The organism is Prevotella sp. Sow4_E9_plate (genome assembly GCF_052116205.1).
Classification (GTDB): domain Bacteria; phylum Bacteroidota; class Bacteroidia; order Bacteroidales; family Bacteroidaceae; genus Prevotella.
In genome coordinates this window covers 53307-79268 of sequence record NZ_JBQKLN010000017.1, presented here as the reverse complement: position 1 = coordinate 79268, position 25962 = coordinate 53307, and the positions used below count along the sequence as shown (strand labels likewise).

24 protein-coding genes are annotated in these 25962 nt (G+C 46.6%); 12 read left to right on the top strand and 12 right to left on the bottom strand.

The genetic code is table 11. The features are described 5' to 3' along the window. Positions 1 to 181: 181 nt before the first annotated feature. The 4 genes from ACTQ53_RS08770 to pyrB form a co-directional block, all read right to left on the bottom strand. The gene (locus tag ACTQ53_RS08770; protein WP_441932750.1) at positions 182 to 979 is read right to left on the bottom strand and encodes a DUF5020 family protein; all 798 of its coding nucleotides are present in this window, start codon (positions 977 to 979) and stop codon (positions 182 to 184) included. A gap of 100 nt (positions 980 to 1079) precedes the next feature. After that, positions 1080 to 2360, bottom strand: a complete 1281-nt coding sequence (glyA, locus tag ACTQ53_RS08765) for a serine hydroxymethyltransferase (protein ID WP_295346885.1) — start codon at positions 2358 to 2360, stop codon at positions 1080 to 1082. 130 nt (positions 2361 to 2490) lie between these two features. Next, on the bottom strand, positions 2491 to 2955 hold the full coding sequence (gene pyrI / locus ACTQ53_RS08760; RefSeq protein WP_295346884.1) for an aspartate carbamoyltransferase regulatory subunit: 465 nt from the start codon (positions 2953 to 2955) through the stop codon (positions 2491 to 2493). Positions 2956 to 2985: 30 nt separating this feature from the next. Next, the gene (gene pyrB / locus ACTQ53_RS08755; protein WP_153122139.1) at positions 2986 to 3933 is read right to left on the bottom strand and encodes an aspartate carbamoyltransferase; all 948 of its coding nucleotides are present in this window, start codon (positions 3931 to 3933) and stop codon (positions 2986 to 2988) included. Between the two features lie 116 nt (positions 3934 to 4049). On the opposite strand from pyrB, the gene ACTQ53_RS08750 reads away from it, so the two are divergent. The 4 genes from ACTQ53_RS08750 to ACTQ53_RS08735 all read left to right on the top strand — a co-directional run bounded on the left by ACTQ53_RS08750 (position 4050) and on the right by ACTQ53_RS08735 (position 10298). Further along, a complete protein-coding gene (locus ACTQ53_RS08750) occupies positions 4050 to 6374 on the top strand; it encodes a penicillin-binding protein 1A (RefSeq protein WP_441932749.1) in 2325 nt (774 codons plus the stop codon). A 179-nt stretch (positions 6375 to 6553) separates the two neighbouring features. Further along, positions 6554 to 9022 (top strand): phenylalanine--tRNA ligase subunit beta, encoded by a 2469-nt coding sequence (pheT, locus tag ACTQ53_RS08745; protein WP_441932748.1) that lies wholly within the window; start codon positions 6554 to 6556, stop codon positions 9020 to 9022. A gap of 74 nt (positions 9023 to 9096) precedes the next feature. Beyond that, the gene (locus ACTQ53_RS08740; RefSeq protein ID WP_235390180.1) at positions 9097 to 9840 is read left to right on the top strand and encodes a YebC/PmpR family DNA-binding transcriptional regulator; all 744 of its coding nucleotides are present in this window, start codon (positions 9097 to 9099) and stop codon (positions 9838 to 9840) included. A 173-nt stretch (positions 9841 to 10013) separates the two neighbouring features. Beyond that, complete coding sequence (locus tag ACTQ53_RS08735; protein ID WP_295346881.1) at positions 10014 to 10298, top strand: TIGR03905 family TSCPD domain-containing protein; 285 nt, start codon at positions 10014 to 10016, stop codon at positions 10296 to 10298. A gap of 160 nt (positions 10299 to 10458) precedes the next feature. Here ACTQ53_RS08735 and ACTQ53_RS08730 read toward each other — a convergent pair whose 3' ends face one another. Continuing rightward, positions 10459 to 10845: a hypothetical protein gene (locus tag ACTQ53_RS08730; RefSeq protein WP_217760106.1), complete on the bottom strand. Its 387-nt coding sequence runs from the start codon at positions 10843 to 10845 to the stop codon at positions 10459 to 10461. Positions 10846 to 10946: 101 nt separating this feature from the next. On the opposite strand from ACTQ53_RS08730, the gene lepA reads away from it, so the two are divergent. Together lepA and ACTQ53_RS08720 are read left to right on the top strand one after the other, a co-directional pair. Beyond that, complete coding sequence (lepA, locus tag ACTQ53_RS08725) at positions 10947 to 12740, top strand: translation elongation factor 4 (protein WP_294967992.1); 1794 nt, start codon at positions 10947 to 10949, stop codon at positions 12738 to 12740. A 42-nt stretch (positions 12741 to 12782) separates the two neighbouring features. Next, the gene (locus ACTQ53_RS08720) at positions 12783 to 13385 is read left to right on the top strand and encodes a Crp/Fnr family transcriptional regulator (protein WP_228117608.1); all 603 of its coding nucleotides are present in this window, start codon (positions 12783 to 12785) and stop codon (positions 13383 to 13385) included. 90 nt (positions 13386 to 13475) lie between these two features. On the opposite strand, the gene ACTQ53_RS08715 is transcribed toward ACTQ53_RS08720, so the two are convergent. From ACTQ53_RS08715 to ACTQ53_RS08705, 3 genes are read right to left on the bottom strand one after another with little or no spacing between them, the layout of a single operon-like run. Next, positions 13476 to 13898: an RNA-binding S4 domain-containing protein gene (locus ACTQ53_RS08715; RefSeq protein WP_153122132.1), complete on the bottom strand. Its 423-nt coding sequence runs from the start codon at positions 13896 to 13898 to the stop codon at positions 13476 to 13478. 2 nt (positions 13899 to 13900) lie between these two features. Next, positions 13901 to 14473 (bottom strand): aminoacyl-tRNA hydrolase, encoded by a 573-nt coding sequence (gene pth, locus ACTQ53_RS08710; protein WP_218415853.1) that lies wholly within the window; start codon positions 14471 to 14473, stop codon positions 13901 to 13903. A 49-nt stretch (positions 14474 to 14522) separates the two neighbouring features. Then, the gene (locus ACTQ53_RS08705) at positions 14523 to 15128 is read right to left on the bottom strand and encodes a 50S ribosomal protein L25/general stress protein Ctc (RefSeq protein ID WP_294967998.1); all 606 of its coding nucleotides are present in this window, start codon (positions 15126 to 15128) and stop codon (positions 14523 to 14525) included. Positions 15129 to 15419: 291 nt separating this feature from the next. Between ACTQ53_RS08705 and nusB the strand changes: the two genes are divergently transcribed. Genes nusB through ACTQ53_RS08680 form a run of 5 tightly spaced genes read left to right on the top strand, consistent with a single transcriptional unit; the run spans position 15420 to position 18859 of the window. After that, a complete protein-coding gene (nusB, locus tag ACTQ53_RS08700; protein ID WP_441932747.1) occupies positions 15420 to 16406 on the top strand; it encodes a transcription antitermination factor NusB in 987 nt (328 codons plus the stop codon). A 55-nt stretch (positions 16407 to 16461) separates the two neighbouring features. Then, positions 16462 to 16776: a preprotein translocase subunit YajC gene (yajC, locus tag ACTQ53_RS08695; protein WP_153122128.1), complete on the top strand. Its 315-nt coding sequence runs from the start codon at positions 16462 to 16464 to the stop codon at positions 16774 to 16776. A gap of 46 nt (positions 16777 to 16822) precedes the next feature. Beyond that, on the top strand, positions 16823 to 17749 hold the full coding sequence (locus tag ACTQ53_RS08690) for a CdaR family protein (RefSeq protein WP_441932746.1): 927 nt from the start codon (positions 16823 to 16825) through the stop codon (positions 17747 to 17749). 47 nt (positions 17750 to 17796) lie between these two features. Beyond that, entirely contained in the window at positions 17797 to 18360 is a 564-nt protein-coding gene (coaE, locus tag ACTQ53_RS08685; protein WP_295346879.1) for a dephospho-CoA kinase, read from the top strand. 55 nt (positions 18361 to 18415) lie between these two features. Next, positions 18416 to 18859, top strand: a complete 444-nt coding sequence (locus tag ACTQ53_RS08680; protein ID WP_153122125.1) for a DUF5606 family protein — start codon at positions 18416 to 18418, stop codon at positions 18857 to 18859. Between the two features lie 105 nt (positions 18860 to 18964). Here ACTQ53_RS08680 and ACTQ53_RS08675 read toward each other — a convergent pair whose 3' ends face one another. The 4 genes from ACTQ53_RS08675 to ACTQ53_RS08660 all read right to left on the bottom strand — a co-directional run bounded on the left by ACTQ53_RS08675 (position 18965) and on the right by ACTQ53_RS08660 (position 25071). After that, complete coding sequence (locus ACTQ53_RS08675) at positions 18965 to 20632, bottom strand: AMP-binding protein (RefSeq protein WP_294968004.1); 1668 nt, start codon at positions 20630 to 20632, stop codon at positions 18965 to 18967. A gap of 28 nt (positions 20633 to 20660) precedes the next feature. Next, the gene (locus ACTQ53_RS08670) at positions 20661 to 22328 is read right to left on the bottom strand and encodes an AMP-binding protein (protein WP_441932745.1); all 1668 of its coding nucleotides are present in this window, start codon (positions 22326 to 22328) and stop codon (positions 20661 to 20663) included. A 169-nt stretch (positions 22329 to 22497) separates the two neighbouring features. Further along, complete coding sequence (locus tag ACTQ53_RS08665; protein ID WP_441932744.1) at positions 22498 to 23745, bottom strand: ABC transporter permease; 1248 nt, start codon at positions 23743 to 23745, stop codon at positions 22498 to 22500. Positions 23746 to 23859: 114 nt separating this feature from the next. Then, complete coding sequence (locus ACTQ53_RS08660; RefSeq protein WP_294702872.1) at positions 23860 to 25071, bottom strand: pyridoxal phosphate-dependent aminotransferase; 1212 nt, start codon at positions 25069 to 25071, stop codon at positions 23860 to 23862. Between the two features lie 303 nt (positions 25072 to 25374). Between ACTQ53_RS08660 and ACTQ53_RS08655 the strand changes: the two genes are divergently transcribed. Further along, positions 25375 to 25890, top strand: coding sequence for a DUF4494 domain-containing protein (locus ACTQ53_RS08655; RefSeq protein ID WP_218415865.1), 516 nt, complete (start codon positions 25375 to 25377; stop codon positions 25888 to 25890). Positions 25891 to 25962 lie beyond the last annotated feature (72 nt).

The window sequence follows — 25962 nt, the reverse complement described above, 5'->3', positions numbered from 1 at the left end:
TCCCCGTTTTATTTTATTGCATTGCTCATTGAATTTCTTGACATAGCTCAATACATGGGGGCTACTCGCCCCCAAACCCCTCGGTGTTTTCAGGTATAGATTATTAAGCCTGAAACCCCCTCAGATTTTTGCACTTCTATTGAGAACTTGCCGCCCTTAGAAAAGGTTCAAAAGAGAACGGTTAGAAGTCCCATTTTACACCGAGGCAAGGACGGATCATCCAGCCGGCATTGCTGCCGAAGTTGTGGCTGATCTCTACCTCGCTGCCTACGCTGAGGTTCTCGCAGCCGAAGTGCTGGCCAACGTTGTACCAGAGCTGTGGCTCTGTGGTGAAGACGGTGTGCTCAGGAGTGAAGGCTACGTTGCCGTCCTTGTCAAACTTCAGGTCGCCATCCTTGTCCTTGAACGAACTGTGGGTCTCCCACCAGTAATCAGCGAAACCGCTAAAGTTCAAACCCTTTAATCCAAAGATGTCCTTGCATCCCCATACAGCAGTAAGCTGCATTGGCACATTCTGGTCGGTCTTGCGGATAGTCTTGTAGAGTGCCTGGAACGTCAAGGTGTTCTTGAAACTCTTGTCGTGCATGAAATACTCCACACCGAAGAGCCAGGCATTGTTGATAGGGTAGTCCTTGTAGATACCGCCGTTGTACTCTACGTGGAGGCTCAGATTCTTCAACTTCGTGTTCTGCCAGAAGTTGAGGGCGCGCGAGATCTCGGTATAGGTTCCACCCTGTGACATGTTGTGCTCGTACTTCTTGCCTGTATCAGTGTTTGTCATCTGATCAAGGTTGAAGTCGTGGTCTACAAAGAAATAAGTGTTACCCCATTTGTCCTGCTTGAACATTTCGAGGGTGAGGGTAACAAACTTGCGGTCACTGCCGAAATCATAGAAGACTTGGGCATTGGTCTGTGCTAAAGTTTTGCTCGCAGGGAGCAACGCAAGTGCCATGAGCAGTAGGCTTTTCATCTTTTTCATAAATCTTTTCTTTTCTTAATTATTTATTTAGTGAAACAAAAAACTGCGGACGGTAAGCCCGCAGTTTGTAATAATAATATCTTTATTTTGTAAATATCTTTTAGTATGCGAACAAAGGATAGTCCTTCATGGTCTCATTCACCTTCTCACGAACGCGTGCGATCACCTTCTCGTCCTCAGGAGCATTCAATACTTCCTCGATGAGTTCAGCGATGAGGTGCATCATGTCTTCCTTGGCGCCACGGGTTGTCATGGCTGCTGTACCCAGGCGGATACCTGATGTCTGGAAAGCAGAACGGCTGTCGAATGGAACCATGTTCTTGTTGACTGTGATGTCGGCTGCAACGAGCGCATTCTCAGCCACTTTACCTGTAAGGTCTGGATATTTACTTCGGAGGTCAACGAGCATGGAATGGTTGTCTGTACCACCGCTCACGATGCTGAATCCACGGCCGATGAGGTCATCAGCAAGAACAGCTGCGTTCTTCTTCACCTGAGCAGCATACTCCTTCCATGAAGGCTGCAGGTTCTCGTTGAAGGCAACAGCCTTGGCAGCGATGACGTGCTCCAAAGGACCGCCCTGCTGACCAGGGAATACGGCAGAATTCAAGATCATGCTCATCTTCTTGACCTCGCCCTTCTTGGTAGTCAATCCCCAAGGATTGTCAAAATCCTTGCCCATGAGGATGATACCGCCACGAGGACCACGGAGAGTCTTGTGGGTAGTAGAAGTAACGATGTGGGCATACTTCAATGGGTTGTCCAGCAGACCAGCTGCAATCAGACCAGCAGGGTGAGCCATATCAATCATGAGGAGCGCACCTACCTCGTCGGCAATCTTGCGCATACGTGCATAATCCCACTCACGGCTGTAGGCACTACCACCACCGATAATCAGCTTAGGCTTGTTCTCCAGCGCCAGCTTCTCCATCTCGTCGTAGTCCACGCGACCGGTCTCCTTGTTGAGGTTGTAACCGATAGGGTGGTAGAGGATACCGGAAGTATTGACGAGGCTACCATGAGAAAGGTGACCACCGTGATCGAGGTTCAGGCCCATAAAAGTATCGCCAGGCTTCAATACTGCGAGCAATACAGCTGCGTTAGCCTGTGCGCCAGAGTGAGGCTGTACATTAGCGTACTCAGCATCAAAGAGTTTCTTGACGCGTTCGATAGCCAGGTTCTCAACGATATCCACCACTTGGCAGCCACCGTAGTAGCGCTTTCCTGGCAGACCTTCTGCATACTTGTTAGTAAGGTAAGAACCCATAGCGTTCATCACCTCGTCACTCACGAAATTCTCAGAAGCAATCAGCTCCATACCTTTCAGCTGACGCTGATGTTCTCTTTCGATTAAGTCGAAAATCTCTTGATCTTTTACCATTCTCTTTACTTTTTATGGTTGATGTTTAATGAAATCGGGTACAAAAATAAGCAATATCTCTCAAACTACCAAATAAATCGTAATATTTTGAGTGATATTGCTTACTTTTTGTTATTTTATTGCCTTTAAATTACTTGCAAAGCTCTACTGTGCCCAGTTGCTGCTCCTTGTCGCAGTAGTGGCAACGCACGATGCCGAGCACCTTGTCTACGGTGTGGAAGAGGGTCTGCATAGGCTCGTTGTTGGTGATGCACTTAGGGTTGTTGCACTTCACGATGCCCTTCAGCGTATCCGGAGTCTCTACGGTCTTCTTCTCTACGATTTCGTAGTCCTTGATGATACTCAGTCCGATGTTAGGAGCCACCACGGAGAGACGGTTGATTTCTTCGTCGGTGAAATACTTGTTGGCAACCTTGATGATGCCCTTCTTGCCAATCTTCTTGGATGGCAGGTTGTAGCCGATAGTAACAGGAGTGTCCATCTTTTCCAACTGGAGCAGATTCACTACCTGATAGGTCTTTTCAGCTGGTATATGGTCGATTACGGTACCGTTCTCGATAGCCGCAACCACTAATTGACTTTTATTGTTTCCCATAATTATTAATTGTTAATTATTAATTATCAATTACTCAATAATGGTCTTATCGTTCTTTACGTCCTCAAGCGAGATGCCGAGGCAGTGGCAGAAGATAGCCTCACGTGCATAGAGACCGTTCTGAGCCTGCTGGATATAGTATGCATGTGGATCATCATCCACATCGTATGCAATCTCGTTCACACGTGGCAGCGGGTGCATGATCTTCATGTTCTCCTTTGCCTTGCAGAGCATGTCGCGCTTCAGGATGTATACGTTCTTCACGCGCTCATATTCCATGAGGTCGGAAAAGCGCTCCTTCTGAACACGGGTCATGTAGAGAATGTCGGCATCGGCAATCACGTCCTCGTTGAAGTCTTCATGCTCCACGTACTTGATGTTATGCTCCTTGCAGTAGAGTTTATACTCCTCAGGCATAGCAAGTTCCTTAGGTGCGATGAAGTGGAAGGTAGGATTGAAATGGCGCATGGCAGTGATAAGTGAGTGAACGGTGCGGCCATACTTGAGGTCACCCACGAGATAGATGTTCAAGTTCTCCAAGGTACCTTGGGTCTTGTAGATAGAGTAGAGGTCGAGCAGGCACTGTGAAGGATGCATGTGTGCACCGTCGCCTGCATTGACGATAGGCACAGGAGCCACCTCGCTTGCATACTGTGCGGCACCCTCGATGAAATGGCGCATGGCAATCACGTCAGCGTAATTGCTTACCATGAGGATGGTGTCTTTGAGCGTTTCGCCCTTGGTGGTGCTGGAAGTCTTGGCATCGGAGAAACCGATGACGCGAGCGCCAAGGCGATTGGCTGCTGTTTGGAAACTGAGCTGTGTACGAGTAGAAGGCTCGAAGAAAAGGGTCGCTACAACCTTTCCCTTCAACAGCTCCCTGTTAGGATGCTTTTCAAACTCCTGTGCCATCTCCAAGAGATAGGTGATCTTCTCTTTAGAGAGGTCTGCAATCGTTACAAAATTATGTTTTTCCATTTGTTTTTGATTGTAATGTTCTAAAATCGCCCCCAAAGTTACAAATAATTTTCGATTTATGTGCGAAAAGTCAAAACTTTTATGTAATTTTGCACAAAATAAATGAAGAAATAGAGATGAGAAAACATTTTATCTATACATTATGGGGCATTTTTGCTACCTTTGTCGTGTCGGCTATGCTGGCCTTCTTTGCCATCTGGAACGGATGGATCGGTTACATGCCGGACATCGAGGACCTGCAGAATCCTATCAGCAGATTCGCCACTCAGGTGTATTCGGCAGACGGAAAGGTGCTGGGTACATGGAACCTGAACAAGGAGAACCGTATCGTGATACCTTACAAGAAGATGTCACCTTATTTAATAAAGGCGCTGGTGGCTACCGAGGATGCCCGTTTCTATGAGCATTCGGGTATCGACTACCGTGCCCTGGGACGTGCCATCATCAAGCGTGGAATCCTGGGACAGACCAATGCCGGCGGTGGCAGTACCATTACCCAGCAGCTTGCCAAGCAGCTCTATTCCGAGAAGGCAGGGAGTACGCTGGAGCGATTGCTGCAGAAACCGATAGAGTGGGTGATTGCCATCAGGCTGGAGCGATACTATACCAAGCAGGAGATTATCGCCCTCTATCTCAACTACTTCGATTTCCTGCATAATGCCGTGGGTATCAAGACGGCGGCTAATACCTATTTTAATAAAGAGCCGAAGGACCTGACGCTCTGCGAGGCGGCTACCCTGATAGGACTGTGCAAGAACCCGTCGCTCTTCAATCCGGTACGCTATCCGGACCGTGCACGCGACAGACGCAATGTGGTGCTCGCTCAGATGGTGAAGGCAGGTTATCTCAGCCGGGGTGAGTATAGCCGGTATGCTGCCGAACCGCTGACGCTGAACTTCCACCGTACAGACCATAAGGACGGTACTGCCACTTATCTGCGTGAATACCTGCGCCATTACATGATGGCAAAGCGTCCGGAACGTGGCAATTATCCATCCTGGAACTATGCGCAGTTCGTGACCGATTCCATCCTGTGGAACACCGATCCGCTCTACGGATGGTGCAACAAGAACTATAAGAAAGACGGTTCGCCATACAATGTATACAGTGACGGTCTGAAGGTGTTCACTACCATCGACAGCCGCATGCAGCGATATGCCGAAGAGGCTGTATATCAGCACGTGGCACGCTATCTGCAGCCTATCTTCAGCAAGGAGACTGCACGCAAGCCAAGTTCGCCATACAGCGACAAGCTGACGCCTAAGCAGATCAAGGTAATCCTGAACCGCAGCATTACGCAGAGCGAGCGCTATCAGACGATGAAGGCAGCAGGATGTTCTGAACAGGAGATTCATGATGCCTTCCGCAAGAAGATAGATATGACCGTGTTCACCTATCATGGTGACGTGGATACGCTGATGAGTCCATTGGATTCCATCCGCTATTACAAGACCTACCTGCGCAGCGGATTCATGAGTATGGATCCGAAGACAGGTGCCGTGAAGGCATACGTGGGAGGACTGGACTATTCTCACTTCATGTACGACATGGTGAGTCTGGGACGCCGACAGGTAGGTTCTACCATCAAGCCTTTCCTCTACAGTCTGGCGATGGAAAACGGCTTCTCGCCATGCGATTTGGCTCCAAACCGCCAGCATACCTATATGGTAGCCGGAAGGCCTTGGACGCCACGTAACGCCAACCATTCGCGCTATGGACAGATGGTGACGCTGAAGTGGGGATTGCAGCAGAGTAACAACTGGATAAGTGCTTATCTGATGAGTAAGCTGAATCCGCAGCAGTTTGTTCAGATGCTGCGCGATTTCGGTATCAACAGTCCTGATATCCATGCCTCTATGAGCTTGTGTCTGGGTCCTTGTGAGGTGAGTGTCAGCGAGATGGTAAGTGCCTATACGGCCTTTGCCAACCACGGCATCCGTACGTCTCCGATGTTCGTGAGCCGCATTGAGGACAATGAGGGCAATACCTTAGCCACCTTCCAGCCACGCATGAACGAGGTGATTGGTGCGGAGAACGCCATGAAGATGCTCACCATGCTGATGGGAGTAGTGGATGGCGGTACGGCTGGAAGACTGCGCTACCGCTATAACCTGGAAGGACAGATTGGTGCCAAGACGGGTACCACCAACAATAACAGTGACGGATGGTTTATCGGATTCACTCCGCAGCTGGTCAGCGGCTGCTGGGTAGGCGGTGAAGAGCGTGATATCCACTTCGATTCGATGAGTATGGGACAGGGAGCCACCATGGCGCTTCCTATCTGGGCGATATTCATGAAGAAGGTTTATGCCGATCCGACGCTGGGCATCAGACCGGACGTAAAATTTGATTTACCAGACGGTTATAATCCATGCTATAAGCCGAAATCTGACCAGGATGATTTCGAGCAGGTAGACGGCATCGATGAGGTGTTTGAGTAGGCATTCGCCATTTTTGCATAGTTTTACTTTTAAATTGTGCAAAAATGGCGAATGTTTTTTGCTTATATGCGTTTTTTTTTGTATTTTTGCAAAGTTTTAGGGCTATTATGACTGATACGGCTATGCCGGCGGTCGGGCTCTTTGCTTGAATCAAGGAAATAAAATAAAAAATCATTATAATGAACGTTTCATATAAATGGCTTAAAGAATACGTCGATTTCGACTTGACACCACAGGAGACAGCTGATGTGCTGACCTCTTGCGGACTCGAAGTGGACGCTTTGGAAGAAGTACAGTCTATCAAGGGTGGACTGAAGGGACTCTATGTAGGTAAAGTGTTGACATGCGAGGCGCATCCCAACAGCGATCACCTCCACGTAACAACCGTTGACCTGGGCAAGGGCGAGCCACAGCAGATTGTCTGCGGTGCGCCTAACGTGGCTGCCGGTCAGAAGGTAATCGTTGCCGACCTGGGCTGCGTGCTCTACGACGGCGACCAGAGTTTTACCATCAAGAAGAGCAAGCTGCGCGGTGTAGAGAGCTTGGGTATGATCTGCGCTGAGGATGAAATCGGTGTGGGTACTTCTCACGACGGTATCATCGTGCTCCCAGAGGATGCACCTGTTGGTCAGCCTGCTGCCGAGTACTATCACCTGGAGAGCGACTGGCTCATCGAGATTGATATCACTGCCAACCGTGCCGATGCACTCGGCCACTGGGGTGTGGCCCGCGACCTCTATGCCTGGTTGAAGCAGAACGGCTACGAAACCTGTCTGCATCGCCCATCTTGCGATGAGTTCGTAGTAGACAACGAGGATCTTCCTATCGATGTAGAGATTGAGAACACCGAGGCTTGCAAGCGCTATGCCTGCGTAAGCATCACCGACTGTGAGGTGAAGGAGAGCCCTAAGTGGTTGCAGGATAAGCTGAATATCATCGGCTTGCGTCCAATCAACAATATCGTGGATATCACCAACTACATCATGATGGCATACGGTCAGCCATTGCACTGCTTCGATGCTGACATGGTTACCGGTCATAAGATTGTAGTCCGCACCCAGCCAGAGGGTACCAAGTTCATCACTCTTGATGGCGAGGAGCACACCCTGGGTGAGCACGACCTGAGCATCTGCAATGCTGAGGAGCCAATGTGTATCGCCGGTATCTTCGGCGGTAAGGGTTCCGGTACTTACGAGACCACCAAGAGCGTGGTTCTGGAGAGTGCTTACTTCCACCCGACATGGATTCGCAAGAGTGCTCGCCGTCATGGTTTGAGCACAGATGCCAGCTACCGTTTTGAGCGTGGCGTAGATCCAAACGGACAGATTTATGCATTGAAGCAGGCTGCTATCCTCTGCAAGCAGTTGGCTGGCGGCAAGATTTCCATGCAGATCAAGGATGTATATCCAGAGCCAATGCAGGATTTCCCAGTTCGCCTGAACTATGAGTATGCGCATCGCCTTATCGGTAAGGAGATTGGTGCTGAGACCATCAAGAATATCGCCACATCTCTCGAGATGAAGATCGTGAAGGAGGATGCTGAGGGCATCGACCTTTTGGTTCCTGCTTATCGCGTGGATGTCCAGCGTCCTTGCGACGTGGTAGAGGATATCCTCCGTATCTACGGATATAATAATGTAGAGATTCCAACCCAGCTGAAGAGTTCTTTGACTGTTCAGGGTGATGAGGACAAGGCTTATCACAGCCAGAACCTCGTGGCAGAGCAGTTGGTAGGCGAGGGCTTCATGGAGATTCTCAACAACTCTCTGAGCAAGACCAGCTACTATACAGACCTGGAGCTGAACAAGTATCCTTTGGAGAATGTAGTGAAGGTGATGAACCCATTGAGTGCTGATCTCGGCGTGATGCGTCAGACCATGCTCTTCGGCGGTTTGGAGAGCGTAGCCCGCAACATCAACCACAAGAGCCAGAACCTGAAGTTCTTCGAGGTGGGTAACACCTATTTATATAATAAGGAGAAGTGGAGCGAAGAGAGTCCTATCAAGGCTTACTCTCAGGAGGCTCACATGTCACTCTTGATCACCGGAAAGCGCGTAGAGGGCAGTTGGGCTCATGCAGATGAGCAGAGCAGCATCTACGAGTTGAAGGCTGTTGTAGAGAATATCCTACGCCGTGTAGGTATGCCACAGAACAACCTGGTTATCAAGCACAGCGACAACAACATCTTCTCAAAGGGCGTAAGCTATGAGACCCGTGCCGGCAAGGTATTGGTAGAGATGGGTATTCTGAGCAACAAGCTGAAGAAGGCATTCGACATTGAGCAGGATGTATTCTATGCTGATGTTCACTGGGATAACCTGGTGAAGACCGTGAAGAAGGTGAACCTTACTTACACAGATATCTGCAAGTATCCATCTGTGAGCCGCGACCTTGCACTGCTCGTTGACAAGAACGTAGAGTTTGCACAGATTGAGCAGATTGCCCGTCAGACCGAGAAGAAGCTCCTGAAGAGTGTGGTACTCTTCGACGTATATGAGGGTAAGAACCTGCCAGAGGGCAAGAAGAGCTATGCCGTAAACTTCATCCTGCAGGATGAGGAGAAGACATTGAATGACAAGCAGATTGATGCTATCATGAAGAAGCTCATTGCCAACCTTACAGGCAAGCTCAATGCAGAACTGAGATAATGCAGAATGCGATTGACGCAGAACTGAGATAATATTATAAACAAAAAACGATAAACATTTAAAAATTTATTCCAATGGGAAGAGCATTTGAATATCGTAAAGCTACAAAGCTGAAAAGATGGGGCCACATGGCCAAGACATTTACTAAGTTGGGTAAGCAGATTGCTATTGCAGTAAAGGCAGGCGGTCCAGAGCCAGAGAACAACCCAACATTGCGTGCTATCATCGCTAACTGTAAGCGTGAGAACATGCCTAAGGATAACATCGTTCGTGCCATCAAGAACGCTTGTGGCAAGGATACCAGCGATTACAAGGAGGTAACATACGAGGGATATGGCCCTCACGGAGTTGCTGTCTTCGTTGATACATTGACAGACAACACTACCCGTACAGTGGCTGACGTTCGTTCTATCTTCAACAAGTTCAGCGGTAACCTGGGTACAACAGGTTCTTTGTCTTTCCTCTTCGACCACAAGGCAGTGTTCACATTCAAGAAGAAGGATGGTCTGGATATGGACGAGATGATTCTCGACCTGATCGACTACGGCGTAGAAGATGAGTTTGATGAGGATGAGGAGAACAACGAAATCACTATCTACGGTGCTCCTACAAGCTTCGGCGAGATTCAGAAGCATCTGGAGGCTGAGGGTTTCGAGGTAACTGGTGCCGAGTTCACTTACATCCCTAACGATTTGAAGGATGTAACTCCTGAGGAGCGTGAAACTATCGACAAGATGGTTGAGAAGTTGGAAGAGTTTGACGATGTTCAGACAGTTTATACCAACATGAAGCCAGAAATTCCTGCAGACGCAGAATAATATTACGCCCTGATAGGCGCTGCTTTTTACAGGCACGCCCTGAACCAACGGTCACCGGCCGAAGGGAAAGGTAAAGGGCAGAAGCACATAGCCCAGGGCACCGCCCTGGGTTTTGTGTTTATTTCACCACGCGCCCTGTAAGAGCAAAAGCTTTAAAATAAGGAGAAAACATTATGATTAATTCTAACAATGAAAATCAGGAAAAGTTGCAGAAGGTAACTTATCAGACTCATGGTACCTGCTCAAAATACATCTGCATCAGTATAGATAAAGATGGAAAAGTGCAGGATGCCCAGTTCATCGGAGGCTGCGATGGCAATACCAAGGGCGTCTGTGCCTTGATTCAGGGCATGAAGGCCAAGGAAGTCATTGCCCGATTGAAGGGCATCACTTGTGGCAACAAGCCTACAAGCTGTCCAGACCAGCTGGCTACAGCCTTGCAGGAAATGGGATATTAAGAGTGTTTTAGGCACGGATATATATTAGGCACGGATTACACGGATTACACGGAATTATAAATGAGCTCTATTGATTAGCGCCATAAATCCGTGTAATCCGTGTAATCCGTGCCTTATCTGTAATCCGTGCCTTTTCTAATACTAGTAATCTGTGCCTTATCTAATACTTGAACAAATCATCCAGCAGAACCTCCTTCGGATTCTTTGCCGAATGATAAACGAAACGGAAGCTGAAATGCTTCTCCTTGTATTTCTGCAAGCCGGGATTGTTGTCAAGGGCATCTTTCTGGAGCTTATGCAGTTTGTCCTTGTTGGCATCTATGACCTGCTTGTTGTCTGCCTTGTTGCGCAAGGTGACATAATAAGTGTAAACCCTGGTGTTCTTATCAAAGGTTGCACTATCTGTTCTGCTGTCATTCACGAAAGGTGTAGGACAGTTTTTCTCCGTATACTCCTTAGCTTCTCTTTCAGCCTTTTCTTCCAGACTTTCGGTGCAAGATGCTAATAAAGAGACCAAAACAGCGATGTAAATCAACTTTTTCTTCATGATTTTTCTATATTTTACCTAAAAATCTCTATAATTTCTGATATTTTGTGCAAAGATACGAAAAAAATAACTATCTTTGCACTCTAAAGAGAGAAAATTATATGGAGAATATAAATAAGATAAGAAATTTCTGCATTATTGCACATATAGACCATGGTAAAAGTACCTTGGCAGACCGATTGTTAGAGAAGACTCAGACCATCAAGATTACTGAAGGACAGATGCTTGATGACATGGACTTGGAGAGAGAGCGTGGTATTACTATCAAGAGCCATGCCATACAGATGGAGTATAAGGCAAAGGATGGTGATACATACATTCTCAATCTGATTGATACTCCGGGACACGTAGACTTCTCTTATGAGGTTTCACGTTCCATCGCTGCCTGCGAGGGAGCGCTCCTGGTCGTTGATGCCACACAGGGCGTGCAGGCTCAGACCATCTCTAACCTCTATATGGCTATTGAGCATGACCTGGAAATCATTCCGGTCATCAACAAGATAGATATGCCTTCGGCTATGCCGGAGGAGGTGGAAGACGAAATCGTAGACCTGATTGGTTGCAAGCATGAGGATATCCTCCGCGCTTCCGGTAAGACCGGTGAGGGCGTTGAAGAGGTGTTGGAGGCGGTTGTAAAACGTGTGCCTGCTCCTACAGGCGATGACAAGGCTCCATTGCAGGCTTTGATTTTCGACTCTGTGTTCAACTCTTTCCGTGGTATCATCGCTTATTTCAAGATAGAAAACGGCGTGATCAGCAAGGGTGACAAGGTGAAGTTCTTCAATACCGGCATGGAATATGATGCTGATGAGATTGGTGTGCTGAAGATGGACATGATTCCTCGCAAGGAATTGGGTACCGGTGAGGTAGGTTATATCATCTCGGGTATCAAGAATGCTACCGAAGTAAAGGTGGGTGATACCATCACTCATATCGCCCGTCCTTGTGACAAGGCGATTGCCGGTTTCCAGGAAGTGAAGCCGATGGTCTTTGCCGGCGTTTATCCTATCGATCCTAGCGATTACGAGAATCTGCGTGCCTCATTGGAGAAACTGCAGCTCAATGATGCTTCGCTTACCTTCTCGCCAGAGAGTTCCGTGGCATTGGGCTTCGGTTTCCGTTGCGGATTCCTCGGATTGCTCCACATGGAGATTGTGCAGGAACGTCTGGACCGTGAGTTCAACATGGATGTCATCACCACCGTGCCTAACGTATCCTATATGGTATACGACAAGCAGGGAGGCGAGAAAGAGGTCCACAATCCTTCCGGATTGCCTGACCCAACCATGATTGACCATATCGAGGAACCATACATCCGAGCTACCATCATCACTGCTGCCGATTACATCGGTCCGATCATGAAGCTCTGTCTGGATAAGCGTGGCGAATTGATTAACCAGGAATACGTGAGCGGCAATCGTGTGGAGTTGCACTTCATGTTGCCATTGGGCGAGATTGTCATCGATTTCTACGATAAGCTGAAGAGTATTTCCAAGGGTTATGCTTCGTTCGACTATCATATCGATTCATTCCGTCACTCTGACCTGGTGAAGCTCGATATCCTCTTGAATGGAGAACCGGTGGATGCGCTGAGCACCTTGACCCATCGTGACAATGCCGTGAGCTTCGGACGCAGAATGTGCGAGAAGTTGAAGGACCTGATTCCACGTCAGCAGTTTGATATTGCCATCCAGGCAGCTATCGGTGCAAAGATTGTGGCACGTGAGACCGTGAAGCAGGTGCGTAAGGATGTTACTGCCAAGTGTTATGGTGGTGACGTGAGCCGTAAGCGTAAGCTGCTGGAGAAGCAGAAGAAGGGTAAGAAGCGCATGAAGCAGATTGGTAATGTGGAGGTTCCACAGAAGGCCTTCCTTGCTGTGCTGAAACTCGATTAATATTGAAATAACATTAACTAAATTATAGGAGTTTTTTTTATTATGGCTGACTTGATGAAGGTTATAGTACCTAAGCGCGACATAGCCAGAGAGCTTGCACGTAAGTATAGTACGATGACTCACGACGAGCTGGATGTCCTGGAAGATTTGCTTGTGCCGGTGAAGTATGGCAAGGGCGAGAGAATCTTGTCCGAGGGAGAAGTATGTACGGGTATTTCGTATATAGAGAAGGGCTTGGTGCGACAGTATTACATCAAGAATGGCAAGGAGGTGACCGAGCACCTGGGTGTGGATCACTCTATCTTCATGTGTATTGAAAGTCTCTTTAAAGAGGAACCTTCTCATCTACAAGTGGAAGCATTGGAACCTACATTGGTTTACATCTTGCCAAAGGCGAAGCTCGAGGCGGCTGCGATGCGTAATGTCAATATTCAGATGCTGTATCGTAAGATTCTGGAAGAGAGTTTGATACAGTCGCAAGTGCATGCCGACCTGATGCGCTTTGAGACAGCGCCAAACAAGTATAAGCGCCTTTGCGAGATGAATCCACAGGTAGTATTAAGAGCTCCGCTCACCTATATTGCTAATTATCTGCAGATGACGCCGGAAACATTGTCTCGTATCCGTTCTAATGTACTCATGTAATAAGCATTGGAATATAAACACAAAAAACGCCCTGTAAAGGTAAAGCTTCCATGTCGGAATGCTTTTGCCTTTACAGGGGTCTCTTTTTTATTATTGATCTTCTTCGTCCCAATCCTCATCTTCGAATCCGAACAGGGCTGGATCAACGAAGGCATCGAGCGCACGGCGCTCTTTCTTGGTAGGGCGTCCGGTACCTCTTGCACGGTCTACGAATCCGCTGATGCGGCTCATTTCCAGAAGTTCGTACTGCTTAGGATCGGTAACGTTCTTGTAAACGCCAAACAGCATCTTGGCACCTACGCGCTGCTCAATGCAGTCGAGTACCTCGAAAGAATAGGTGATAGGAGCCTTCTTCACGCTCACCACATCGCCACGCTTGATGATAAAGGATGGCTTTCTGTTTACGCCTCCCACCGTCACACGACCATTCTTGCAGGCATCTGCTGCAATGCTGCGCGTCTTGTAAATGCGGGCTGCCCAGAGCCACTTGTCTATTCTTGCTGATTCTTTCATGATTACTTTTTTCCAAGCTTGTTGTACTGGTTCATCGTATTGTTGATGCCAGCCAATACAAAACTCTTGATAATCTCTACGCCCAGGTCGATAGCAGGCTGAAGTTCCTTCATGTCTTCCTCGGTGTATTTACCAAGTACCCAGTCTATCTGTCCACCGCGCGGATAATCGTTGCCGATACCCATGCGCAGGCGAGCATAGTTTTGTCCGATAAGTTGCTGGATATGTCCCAAACCGTTGTGCCCGCCATTGCTGCCATTGGCTTTCAGACGGAAAGCACCGAGGGGTAGGGCAAGCTCATCACTGATTACCAGAAGTCTGCTCTGATCAATCTTTTCCTGATTCAGCCAATATCTCACTGCATTACCGCTGAGGTTCATGAAGGTGGTAGGTTTCAGGAGAATGATCTTTCTGCCCTTGAGTGTGGTTTCAGCGACGAATCCATATCGCTTATCCTCAAAATGAATATTGGACGCTTTAGCAAAAGCGTCCAATACCATAAATCCTGTGTTGTGCCTGGTTCCTGCGTATTCATCGCCAGGGTTACCAAGCCCACAAATCAAATATTTATCCAATGTTTGATAATGCTTTACTCAGGTTCGTAAAATCTCGATGACTTATCAATTAAGCCTCCTCTTCAGCTGCAGCCTGTGCAGCGAGCTGAGCGTTACGTGTCATCTTGATAGAGCAAACTACAACAGCCTTGCTTGTTGCCAACTCGAGACCCTCGTATGAAAGGTCGCCAACCTTGATGCTCTTACCGATCTTCAACTCAGTAACGTCTACATCGAGGTGCTCAGGAATAACCTGGTAAGGAGCTGTAACGTTGATCTTACGGATAGAGAGGTTCATACGACCACCATCACGTACACCCTGTGCAAGACCTACCAACTTAACTGGGATACCGATAGTGATAGGCTTCTGATCGTTCACCTCGTAGAAGTCAACGTGCAAAGGAGCGTCTGTTGTTGGGTGGAACTGAATCTCCTTCATGATAGCTGTGTGGCTCTCACCGTCGATGATGAGGTTGATTACATATACATGAGGAGTGTAGATAATCTTACGCAACTCTGTGAATGGAACTGCGAATGACATAGCCTCAGGAGCACCGTTAGCATCCTTCTTCTCACCATAAAGGTTACATGGGATGAAACCTTCCTTACGCAATGACTTAGAAGCTTTCTTACCAAGGTCTGTACGCTTCTGACCTGTTACATTAATCTCTTTCATTTGTGTTACTCTAAATTAAGTTGTTAAAAATTTAATAATGTGCCTTAACTCGCCATCACACGGATTAGCTTTGAAAAAGCGTGTCTGCGAATCTTTTCCGCAAAGCGGCTGCAAAATTACTCATTTTATTTGGAATATGCAAATATTTTGGAAGAAAATATCAAAAATAATGCCTTTATCCTTAAAAAAGTAGAAAATATTCCTCGTTTTCTTGCTCATATTATATAAAATATGTATATTTGCACTCGTAATTGGTAAACATATAAATAAATCTTTTAAAAACATTAGAGAATGATTAATAGGGATTTGATAAGACGTAAGATTGTGCAGTTAACCTACGCATACTATCAAAACAGCAATTACAACATGGATAATGCTGAGAAGGAGTTGATGTTCAGTCTCTCCAAGTCGTACGATCTGTACAACTACATGTTGCAGCTCATCGTTGCTATTACAGGGGAAGCCCGTAAGCGTTACGATGTTGAGGTGGTTCGTGCGCAGCGTGAGGGCCTTCAGGAGCCTTCTGCTCGTTTGGCGTTCAATGAATTTGCTGTACAGTTGGAGGAGAATAAGATGTTGCTCGACTGGATTGATGTGAAGCATTCTAATTGGGATGAGAACATTGAGGTGGTTCGTAGCTTGTACAATACTATTACTTCTAGTGATCTCTATGCCGATTATGTCAGTGGTGCTTTCGATGCAGAACTCCCTGATATGGATGATTACGACCGTGACCGTGAGTGGTGGCGTCGTGTATATAAGAAGTTTATCCAGAACAATGATGAGATGGATGCTTTCCTCGAGGAGAAGAGCCTGTACTGGAATGATGACAAGGATATCGTTGATACCTTCGTGCTGAAGACCATCAAGCGCTTTGACAAGGCTAACAAGAGCAAGCAGGAACTCCTTCCTGAGTACAAGGACATGGAGGATAGAGAATTTGCTAGAAAGCTCTTCCGTGCTACCATCCTCAATGCAGATTCTTATCAGCGCTATATGAGTACTGCTTCACGCAACTGGGACTTCTCACGTCTGGCTTACATGGATGTGGTTATCATGCAGATTGCCATCGCTGAGTTGACTACCTTCCCTGGTATTCCTGCTACAGTAACCATCAATGAGTATGTGGAAATGGCTAAGATTTACAGTACTCCTCGCAGTGGTGGCTATGTGAACGGTATGCTTGACAATATCGCCCGTTACCTGAATGAGCAGGGTATCATTGCCAAGGATTTGCCAGAGCGCAAGTCTAAGTATAGAGATCATCACGAGAACTAAATCGCGTGATATATAAAAAAGAATCAATAATTATAAAGAAATATATAACAAGACTATGACAAATTTAGTATTACAGGCACAGCAGGGTGGAAGCAGCATGACCTTCCTCATTATGATGGTGGCTATCTTCGTTATCATGTGGTTTTTCATGATTCGCCCTCAGCAGAAGAAGCAGAAGGAAATCCGTAAGTTCCAGAATTCTCTTCAGGAGGGTTCTAAGGTGGTTACTGGTGGTGGCGTCTATGGTACCGTAAAGCGCGTGAATGTAGAGGCTAACACTATCGATGTTGAGATAGCTCGTGGCGTGGTAATCACTGTGGCTAAGGGCTACGTGTTTGCTGATGCTACAAGTCAGACTCCTAATGCATAGTATCAAGAACATATTGCTTGCTGTCAGAAACTTCCTGTTCAGTGGTATGAATAAGGAGTTTCTGATTTTTTTGTTCTTTTTGGCGCTCAGTGGCGGCTTCTGGTTGATGATGTCGCTCAACGAAACGCTGGAGAGGGAATTTGCTATTCCCGTACAGCTGGTTGGCATGCCACGTAATGCGATCATTACTGGTGAATTACCTGATACGGTTAAGATTACGGTGAGAGATAAGGGATTTACGCTGGCTACTTATGCCTATGGAAGGAAATTCCACCCTATCTCTTTCAAATTCTCAACTTATGCTGATGATGATGCTGGCGCAGGAGTAATACCACTGGCTGATGTGCAGAAACAGGTGCAGGCGCAGTTGTATGGCTCCAGCAAGTTGCTCTCTGTCAAACCAGGAAAGTTTGATTTCTACTTCACCTATGGCTCTTCCAAGAAGGTGCCGGTGGTCTTCAAGGGTAGGATTACTACCAGCAGGCGTTATTATCTGGCTCATACTGAGTTTTTCCCGACAATGGTTACGGTCTATGCCAACAAGCGACAGCTCGATCAGCTGGAATCGGTAGAAATCGTTCCGTTCAATCAGCGCAACCTGCAAGATACGATTCAGCAGGACGTGAAGATCAAGCAGATTCGGGGTGTGAAAATCGTGCCTAAGCAGGTGAGACTTTCCGTTTACCCGGATATCTTGACAGAGGAATCTGTTGAAGTTCCGGTAAAGGCAATCAATATGCCTGATAATATGGTGCTTCGTACATTCCCGGCAAGGGTTGCGGTGAGATTCACTGTGGGAGCCAGTCTCTTCCGTACCATTACTCCTGAACAGTTCAAGGTGGTAGTGGATTACAATGAGTTGGCTAACAATCCGTCTGACAAGTGTACTTTGCAGCTGAGGAGTGTGCCTCGTTCTGTCAGCAAGGCGCATCTGGAAAACGAAACTGTAGATTATCTGTTGGAACAGCAATGATAATTAATAATTTTTAATTTACAATTAATAATTTATAATTCATTGTGATGAAGATAGCTATAACGGGGGGCATTGGTAGCGGAAAAAGCTATGTATGCCGCATCTTGGAAAAACAGGGCATCAAGGTATATGACTGTGATGCTGAAGCCAAACGGTTGATGCGCTATGATGCCGACTTGCAGGAAAGCTTGAAGCAGCTGGTGGGCGAGGAGGTATATAGTGCAGAGGGAATCTTGCAGAAACCTGTGCTTGCCCAGTTTCTCCTGGCTAGTGAGGCAAACAAGCAGGCGGTCAATGATGTGGTGCATCCTGCTGTGGCAAGAGATTTTGAGCAGAGCGATTACCAATGGTTGGAGAGTGCTATTCTCTTTGACAGTGGTTTCGACCGCCGTACTCATTTCGACTTCGTGGTCTGTGTTACAGCTCCTGTTCCAGTACGTCTGAAGCGTATCATGCTGCGGGATCATATTTCGGAGCAGAAAGCACAGGAATGGATAGATGCCGTGATGCCGCAGGAAGAACTTGCTGCCCGTTCTGATTTTGAAATCGTGAATGATGGAGTGAGGGATGTGGAAGAGCAGGTTCAGCAATTGCTCAGGCGATTGCTTTAGAGAGATAATTAAAATAATAATATAAAAGGATAAATCAATAATTGAATTAAAAACAATGGAAACAATTCTTTCAATTGCAGGTAAGCCAGGCCTTTACAAACTGGTATCTAGAGGTAATAGAAACTTAATCGTTGAAATGCTCGACGAGTCACATAAGCGTATGCCTGCTTTCGCTACAGATCGCGTAACAAGCCTTGGCGACATCGCTATGTATACAGATGCTGATGAGGTGCCATTGTGGGAAGTTCTCGACAGCGTAAGCAAGAAGGAAGAGGGTAAGGTTAGTTCTTTCAACTACAAGAAGGCTTCTGCTGAGGAGTTGCACAGCTATTTCGCAGAGGTTCTTCCTAGCTACGACCGTGACCGTGTACGTGACAGCGACATCAAGAAGTTGCTCCAGTGGTACAACATCATGGCTAAGTACGGTATTACCGACTTCAAGGCTACCCTTTCTCCTACAGAGGGTGACAATGTAGATGATCGTGCTGAGCAGGAGTAAATCTCTCAGGCGTTGATTGGATATCATCAACATTTACATAAAACAAAAAAGTGAGCTTCTTCTTCCGAAGACAGCTCACTTTTTTTATTTCTTGACGAGATTCGTTTAATCATTGATGGTATACAGGAATCGCTTGATACTCTTCTTAGGAGTCTTCTCAAATTCCTCTTCGTGGATTCTGATTTCTGATACTTTGCTGTATGCTGGTATCATGGAATTGAGTTCCTGACGGTTCTGCTCCATGATGTCGGCAAGTTCTTTGTTGCCGAGGTTGAGCGTCTGAGCCTCGTCATAATCCGGGTGAACCAGTGCGATGAGCTTATCACCCTTCTGTACTACTACGCTTTCAGCCACAAGAGCCAGGGAATTGAGCTTGTCTTCAATTTCCTCCGGATAGATATTCTGACCGCTTGCTCCGAGAAGCATGTTCTTGCTGCGTCCCTTGATGAATACGTTGCCGTCACCATCCATGGTGCCGAGGTCGCCGGTATGATACCATCCGTTCTTATCGATGGTCTGCCTGGTTGCTTCCTCGTTCTTGTAATAGCCCAACATCACGTTAGGACCCTTAGCCAGAATCTCTCCTGGTACATTCTCTGGGTCTGGACTGTCGATGCGAACCATCATGTGGAGAGCTGCCTTGCCGCAGGAACCCGGTACGAAATGCTTGTAATCCTCGTAGCAGATGATAGGCGCACACTCGGTAGCACCATATCCTACAGTATATCTGAAGCCTACGCTATGGAGGAAGCTTTCTACTTCCTGATTGAAGGCTGCACCACCGATAATCACCTCATAGAAGTTTCCACCGAAGGCATTGCTTACCTGGTCGCAGATCTTCTCCTTCACCTTCTTGCTGATGACAGGCATGTGGAGGAGCATGCGCATGCGGTTGTTCTGTATCTTAGGGAATACTTTCTTGCGGATAATCTTCTCGATAACCAATGGTACTGCAATGATGACGGCTGGCTTGAGGCGTCCGAAAGCCTCAGCGATGATGGCTGGGCTAGGGATGCGGGTGAGATAGAAGATGTGGCAACCCTTGATGAATTCGAAGATGAATTCGAATGCCATGCCATACATGTGGGCCATCGGCAGGATACTGATGATAGAATCTCCCGGCTTGATTTTCTTGCCCAATACATTCTCGGCAAAGTCGGCATTGCCCCAAAGCGCACGGTATGGTATCATCACCCCCTTGGAGAAACCTGTGGTTCCACTGGTATAGTTAATCATAGCCAGCTCTTCAGGATTCTCTTCTTTGTAATAGCTGACGTGATTTTTGCGGAAATATTTAGGATATTTGATACCAAACATCTCATTGAGGTGCTCACGAGCGTAAGTCAGCTTATCTGTACGAGATACAACAAGCGAGTAATCCGGTATGTAGATGATGCCTTCGAGTCCCGGCATCTTGGTAGCATCTACCTGGGTAGCTACTACATCACCAACGAAGAGCAACTTGGCATCGCTGTGATTCACGATGTTATGTATCTGATCTGGCATGAACTCATGCAGAATAGGCACAGCGATGGCGCCATAGGTGAGGGTAGCAAGGAAAGCTACAGCCCAGTTGGCGCTATTGCGACCGCAAAGAGCAATCTTGTCACCCTTTACCACGCCTGAATTCTCGAACATGATGTGTAGTTTCTCTATTTTACGTGCTACATCATGGAACTGCAAGGTGGCTCCCTTGTAGTCGGTAAGAGCATCCATATCCCAATGGTCTATGATACTCTTCTCTATTAGTGCGTTAAAGCTTGGTATCTCCATATTTATTGTTTTTTGATACAATTGTCTGTTATATTACGTCTTGATACAAATATCTTTTAATAGACTTCTTGGCAGTCTTCTCGAATTCTGTATCGTGCAACTGGATGCGTGAGATATGAGCGAAGCTTGGCATCTGCTGGTTCAGTTCCTTTCGGTTTTCTTCCATGATGTTGGCAAGGTCTTCGTCTGTGAATCCGAGATTGCTTACTTCATCCATGTCCGGGTGGACCAGCGCTACGAGCTTGTCATTGCTTTGCAGTACGATGCTCTCGTTTACCATTGCCAGGGAATTGAGTTTGTCCTCTATTTCTTCCGGATAGATATTCTGACCGTTAGGACCGAGAAGCATGTTCTTGCTGCGTCCTCTTACGAAGAAATGTCCGTCGGCACTCATGGTAGCCAAATCGCCAGTATGGAACCATCCGTCTGCGTCGAGTACAGCATCTGTAGCCTCCTGATTCTTGTAATATCCCTTCATCACGTTGATGCCGCGGCAAACCAGTTCTCCTGCTACATTCTCAGGGTCATCGCTCAATACCTTTACCTCCATGTGCTTCACGGCAACACCGCAGCTTCCTGCCACGTAGTTGTCCTGATGGGCGAAGGTGATGAGCGGTGCAGTCTCTGTGGTACCGTATCCCATGGCGATAGGGAATCCGATGCTGATAAAGAAGTTCTCTATCTCCTTGTTGAGCGGAGCTCCACCGACAACTACCTCGTATGGGTGCTCACCAAACTTACGCAGCACGAACTCGCGAACCTTCTCCTTGATGCGCTTGCTGATGACAGGCATGCTCATCAGAAGCTTTGCGCGGTTGGTCTGGATATGTGGGAACACTTCCTTTCTTACGATCTTATCCACCACGAGCGGTACAGCGAAGAGAATGTCGGGCTTGATTTCTGCCAGCGCCTCTGAGATGAGCGTAGGACTCGGGAGACGGGTGAGGAAGAATATGTGGTTACCTTCTACGATATTGTAGAGAAACTCTGTCATCAGTCCGTACATGTGCGCCATCGGCAGGGTAGAGAGAATGTTGCAATTCTTTCCTATCTTAGGACTTACCGAGTCGATGAGATAATCAAGATTACCCCAAAGCGCTCTATATGGCAGCATCACGCCCTTAGAGAAACCTGTTGTTCCGCTGGTGTAATTAATCATCGCCAACTCCTCCGGGGCGTCTACGTGATATTTTACATGTTCTGCTCTGAAGTATTTCGGATACTTGTGACCAAACATCTTGTTGAGGTGTTCACGGGCATAGGTTAGTTTTTCAGAGCGAGATATGACGAGTGAATTGTCAGGTAGGTGGATAATTCCTTCCAGAGAGGGCATCTCTTCAGGAGTTATCTCTGTAGCTACCACGTCTCCTACGAACAGAAGTTTGCTCTCGCTGTGATTCACGATATTGTGAATCTGCTCAGGCTTGAATTCGTTCTGTATAGGTACGACGATGGCTCCGTATGTGATAATGGCCAGAAAGGCTACTGCCCACTGACTACTATTTCTTCCGCACACGGCTATCTTGTCACCCTTCTTGACATCGCTGTTCTCGAACAGGATGTGAAGTTTTTCTATCTTTCTTGCAACATCATGATACTGGAGTGTAGCTCCCTTATAATCGGTGAGCGCATCCAGGTTCCAGTTCTTGATGATGCTTCTCTCAATATATGAGTTAAAACTTGGTATTGAATCCATTGCACAATTTACAAAATTTTGTGCAAAGATACAGAAAATACTGCACATCGCAAAAAAAAATGTGCATTATTTTCGTGCTAAGGGCAAAATAATGCAAAAACTAGGTAAAATAGTAAAGTTTTTATCCCATTATTGCTATAAATGGATAGCAATAATGGGATAAAGAGATTTATTCATATCTCATCGACTTAGCTGGATGGATGTGAGAGATGAGATAACTTGGTGCTACAAGCATGAATACGCTGATGAGCAGGGTGGCTACATTCAATGCCAGAATGAAGAGCCAGTTAAACTCTATTGGGACGTTACTTACGTAGTAAGTCTGCGCATCAAGCTTCACGATGCCTGTCAGATTCTGAATGGCTAACAGTCCCAGACCGATGATGTTACCCAATATCATTCCCTTGCCGATGATGAATACGGCAAACCAGAGGAAGGTGTGGCGAATGATATTGTTGCGGGCTCCCAATGCCTTCATCACTCCAATCATTGAAGTGCGCTCCAGGATGATGATGAGCAGGCCGCTTATCATCGTTACGCCGGCTACTATTATCATCAAGCCGAGAATAATCCATACATTCATGTCCATCAGGCTGAGCCACTGGAAGATGTTAGGGTTCAAATCCTTGATGGTTGCACTGCTGTAGGTCTCTCCATAATGGTCTACGGTACGGTTCACCTTATTTATAATATAGTCTTCCGTTTCGTTGAGCTTCCCGAAGTCATTGACGGTGAGCTCCGCTCCGCTGGCTTGGTCATCTTCCCAGCCATTCAGCTTCACGGCTGTATAGAGATCTGTATAAGCTATAATCTCGTCGTACTTCTTCAGATTGGTCTCGTAGATTCCCTTGATGGTGAATCTGCGCATTCTTACTCCGCTGTCATCGATGAAGTAGGCGAAGATTCGCTCTCCGTTCTTCAATTTCAGCTTGTCTGCCATCAACTTGGATATGAGAATCTGGTTATGGCTCGCTTTGTCGTCAAACTTGGGAATGCTTCCTTCAACCATGTTCTGATGGATAAAGGTTGAATCAAAATCTGGTCCTACACCTTTGAGAACAACTCCCAGGAAGTCATTGTCAGTCTTGAGAATGCCTTCCTTCATGGCGAATCGCTGTACATGCTTGACGCCTGGTATCTTCTTCAGGACGTTTACCATCGAGTCGTTCACCACCACCGGGTATTGGTTCTGCTGTTGCAGGGTCAGGAAGTCGGCTACCTGTATATGGCTTCCGAATCCTATCACCTTGTCGCGGATGGTATGTTTGAATCCCAGCACCACGCATACTGACATGATCATGATGGCGAGACCAATGGCAACACCCGCAGTGGCTATATGAATAGCAGGGCGAGAAACTTTACGTTTGTCGCCCTGATTGCTATATAATCTCTTTGCTATAAATAGAGGAAAATTCATTCTAATGTAGAATTTATAATGTAGTATTTATAATGTAGTATTAATAATTACTAATTGCCTTGCGGATGGTGGTATGTACCCAATTATAAATTATCAATTATACATTATTAATTATTATAGTCCTTCATCCTCCACTCTTCCCGGATAGGCTTCCAGTGCCTTGGCAAGAACTGTCAATGCACGGTTCAGGTCATCCTTCTTCAAAACGTAAGCCATACGTACCTGATTACGACCTGCACCTGGAGTGGTATAGAAACCAGAAGCTGGAGCCATCATCACGGTTTCGCCCTCATATTCGAATTCTTCCAGACACCAGCGGCAGAACTTATCCGAATCATCGATAGGCAATTTGGCTACGGTATAGAAGGCACCCATAGGAATAGGAGAGTATACGCCAGGAATACGGTTGAGTCCGTCAATCAGGCATTTACGGCGCTCTACGTACTCATCATATACGTCACGGTAGTACTCTTCAGGTGCATCGAGAGAAGCCTCGGCTACTATCTGACCAATCAGTGGAGGAGAAAGACGAGCCTGACAGAACTTCATCACAGCCTTGCGGATTTCTGCATTCTTGGTAATCAGGGCTCCCACACGGATACCACACTCGCTGTATCGCTTGGATACAGAGTCGATAAGCACTGTGTTCTGTTCAATACCCTCCAGGTGCATCGCACTGATATAAGGGCTACCCGTATAGATATACTCACGGTAAACCTCATCAGAGAAGAGATAGAGATCGTACTTCTTCACCAAGTCACGAATCTGGTTCATCTCACGGCGTGTATAGAGGTAACCTGTTGGGTTGTTAGGGTTGCAGATCAGGATGGCACGTGTGCGCTCATTGATCAGCTCCTCAAACTTCTCTACCTTAGGCAATGAGAAACCTTCCTCGATGGTGGTAGCGATGGTACGGATCTTGGCACCTGCAGAAATGGCGAAAGCCATATAGTTGGCGTAAGCAGGTTCTGGTACAATAATCTCATCTCCTGGGTTCAAGCAACTCATAAAAGAGAAGAGTACAGCCTCGGAACCTCCCGATGTGATAATGATATCATCGGCAGTTACGTTGATATTGAATTTCTTGTAATAGTCTACTAGCTTCTCACGATAACTGAGATAGCCCTGGCTTGGAGAATACTCCAGGATGGTGCGGTCAATATGCTTCAAGGCATCGAGACCACACTGAGGAGTAGGCAGGTCTGGCTGACCGATGTTGAGGTGATATACCTTTACTCCACGTTTCTTTGCTGCGGCAGCCAAAGGAGCCAACTTTCTGATTGGTGACTCTGGCATCTCAAGACCGCGTACAGATATTTCTGGCATCTTTTTCTTTCTTTCTATTAATTATCCAAGTCGAGAAGATAATTTACGGCCATTAAAAAGAGCCCACTTCTCGCTAATCGTGTGCAAAGTTAAGAAAATTAGCTGAAAATACGGAAAAGATTTTAATTTAATTTTATATTTTAATAAAAATCTTGTGTTTCTGTTGCTTTTCTGCATTCTTTTTTATAACTTTGCATCTCCAAACAGTGATTTAGAATTACAAAACCGGGTAGAGCGGCTTGTTCGTCCTATCCTCAAATAAATGATTATAAAACTAAATATTTAAAATAAAAAAGGTAAAAAATGAGAAGTAGATCAAATGTTACTTGGTTTTCAACCAAAGTGAGATATCAGAAAACAATGGAGGATGGTTCTGAGAAGGTGGTTACAGAGAATTATCTCGTAGATGCTTTAAGCTTTACAGAGGCAGAGAGCGCTATCACCGATGAAATGTCTGTTTATGTCAGCGGAGAATTTCAGGTTAGTGGTATTGCAAAGGCTGCCTACCATGAGGTTTTCTTCAGCGATGTAGACGATGATGACAAGTGGTACAAGGCTAAGTTGCAGTTTATCACCCTTGATGATAAGACTGAGAAGGAGAAGCGTTCTACTGTAAACTATCTCGTTCAGGCTAAGTCTCTGGCCCGTGCACTCCGTTATGTTGACGAGGAAATGGGTAAGACCATGATCGACTATGACACAATTGGTCTTAACGAGACCAACCTGATGGATGTATTCGAGCATCAGGCTCCTAATAAGGAGGAGAAGAACGATGTGCCTGAGTATGAGCAAGGCAATGCAGAACAGCCAGCTGAGTAATTAGGTATACCTTATGTCATACTTCCAGCAAAGCAAATGGCTAAGGAATCATTATTAATTATAAATTCTTAA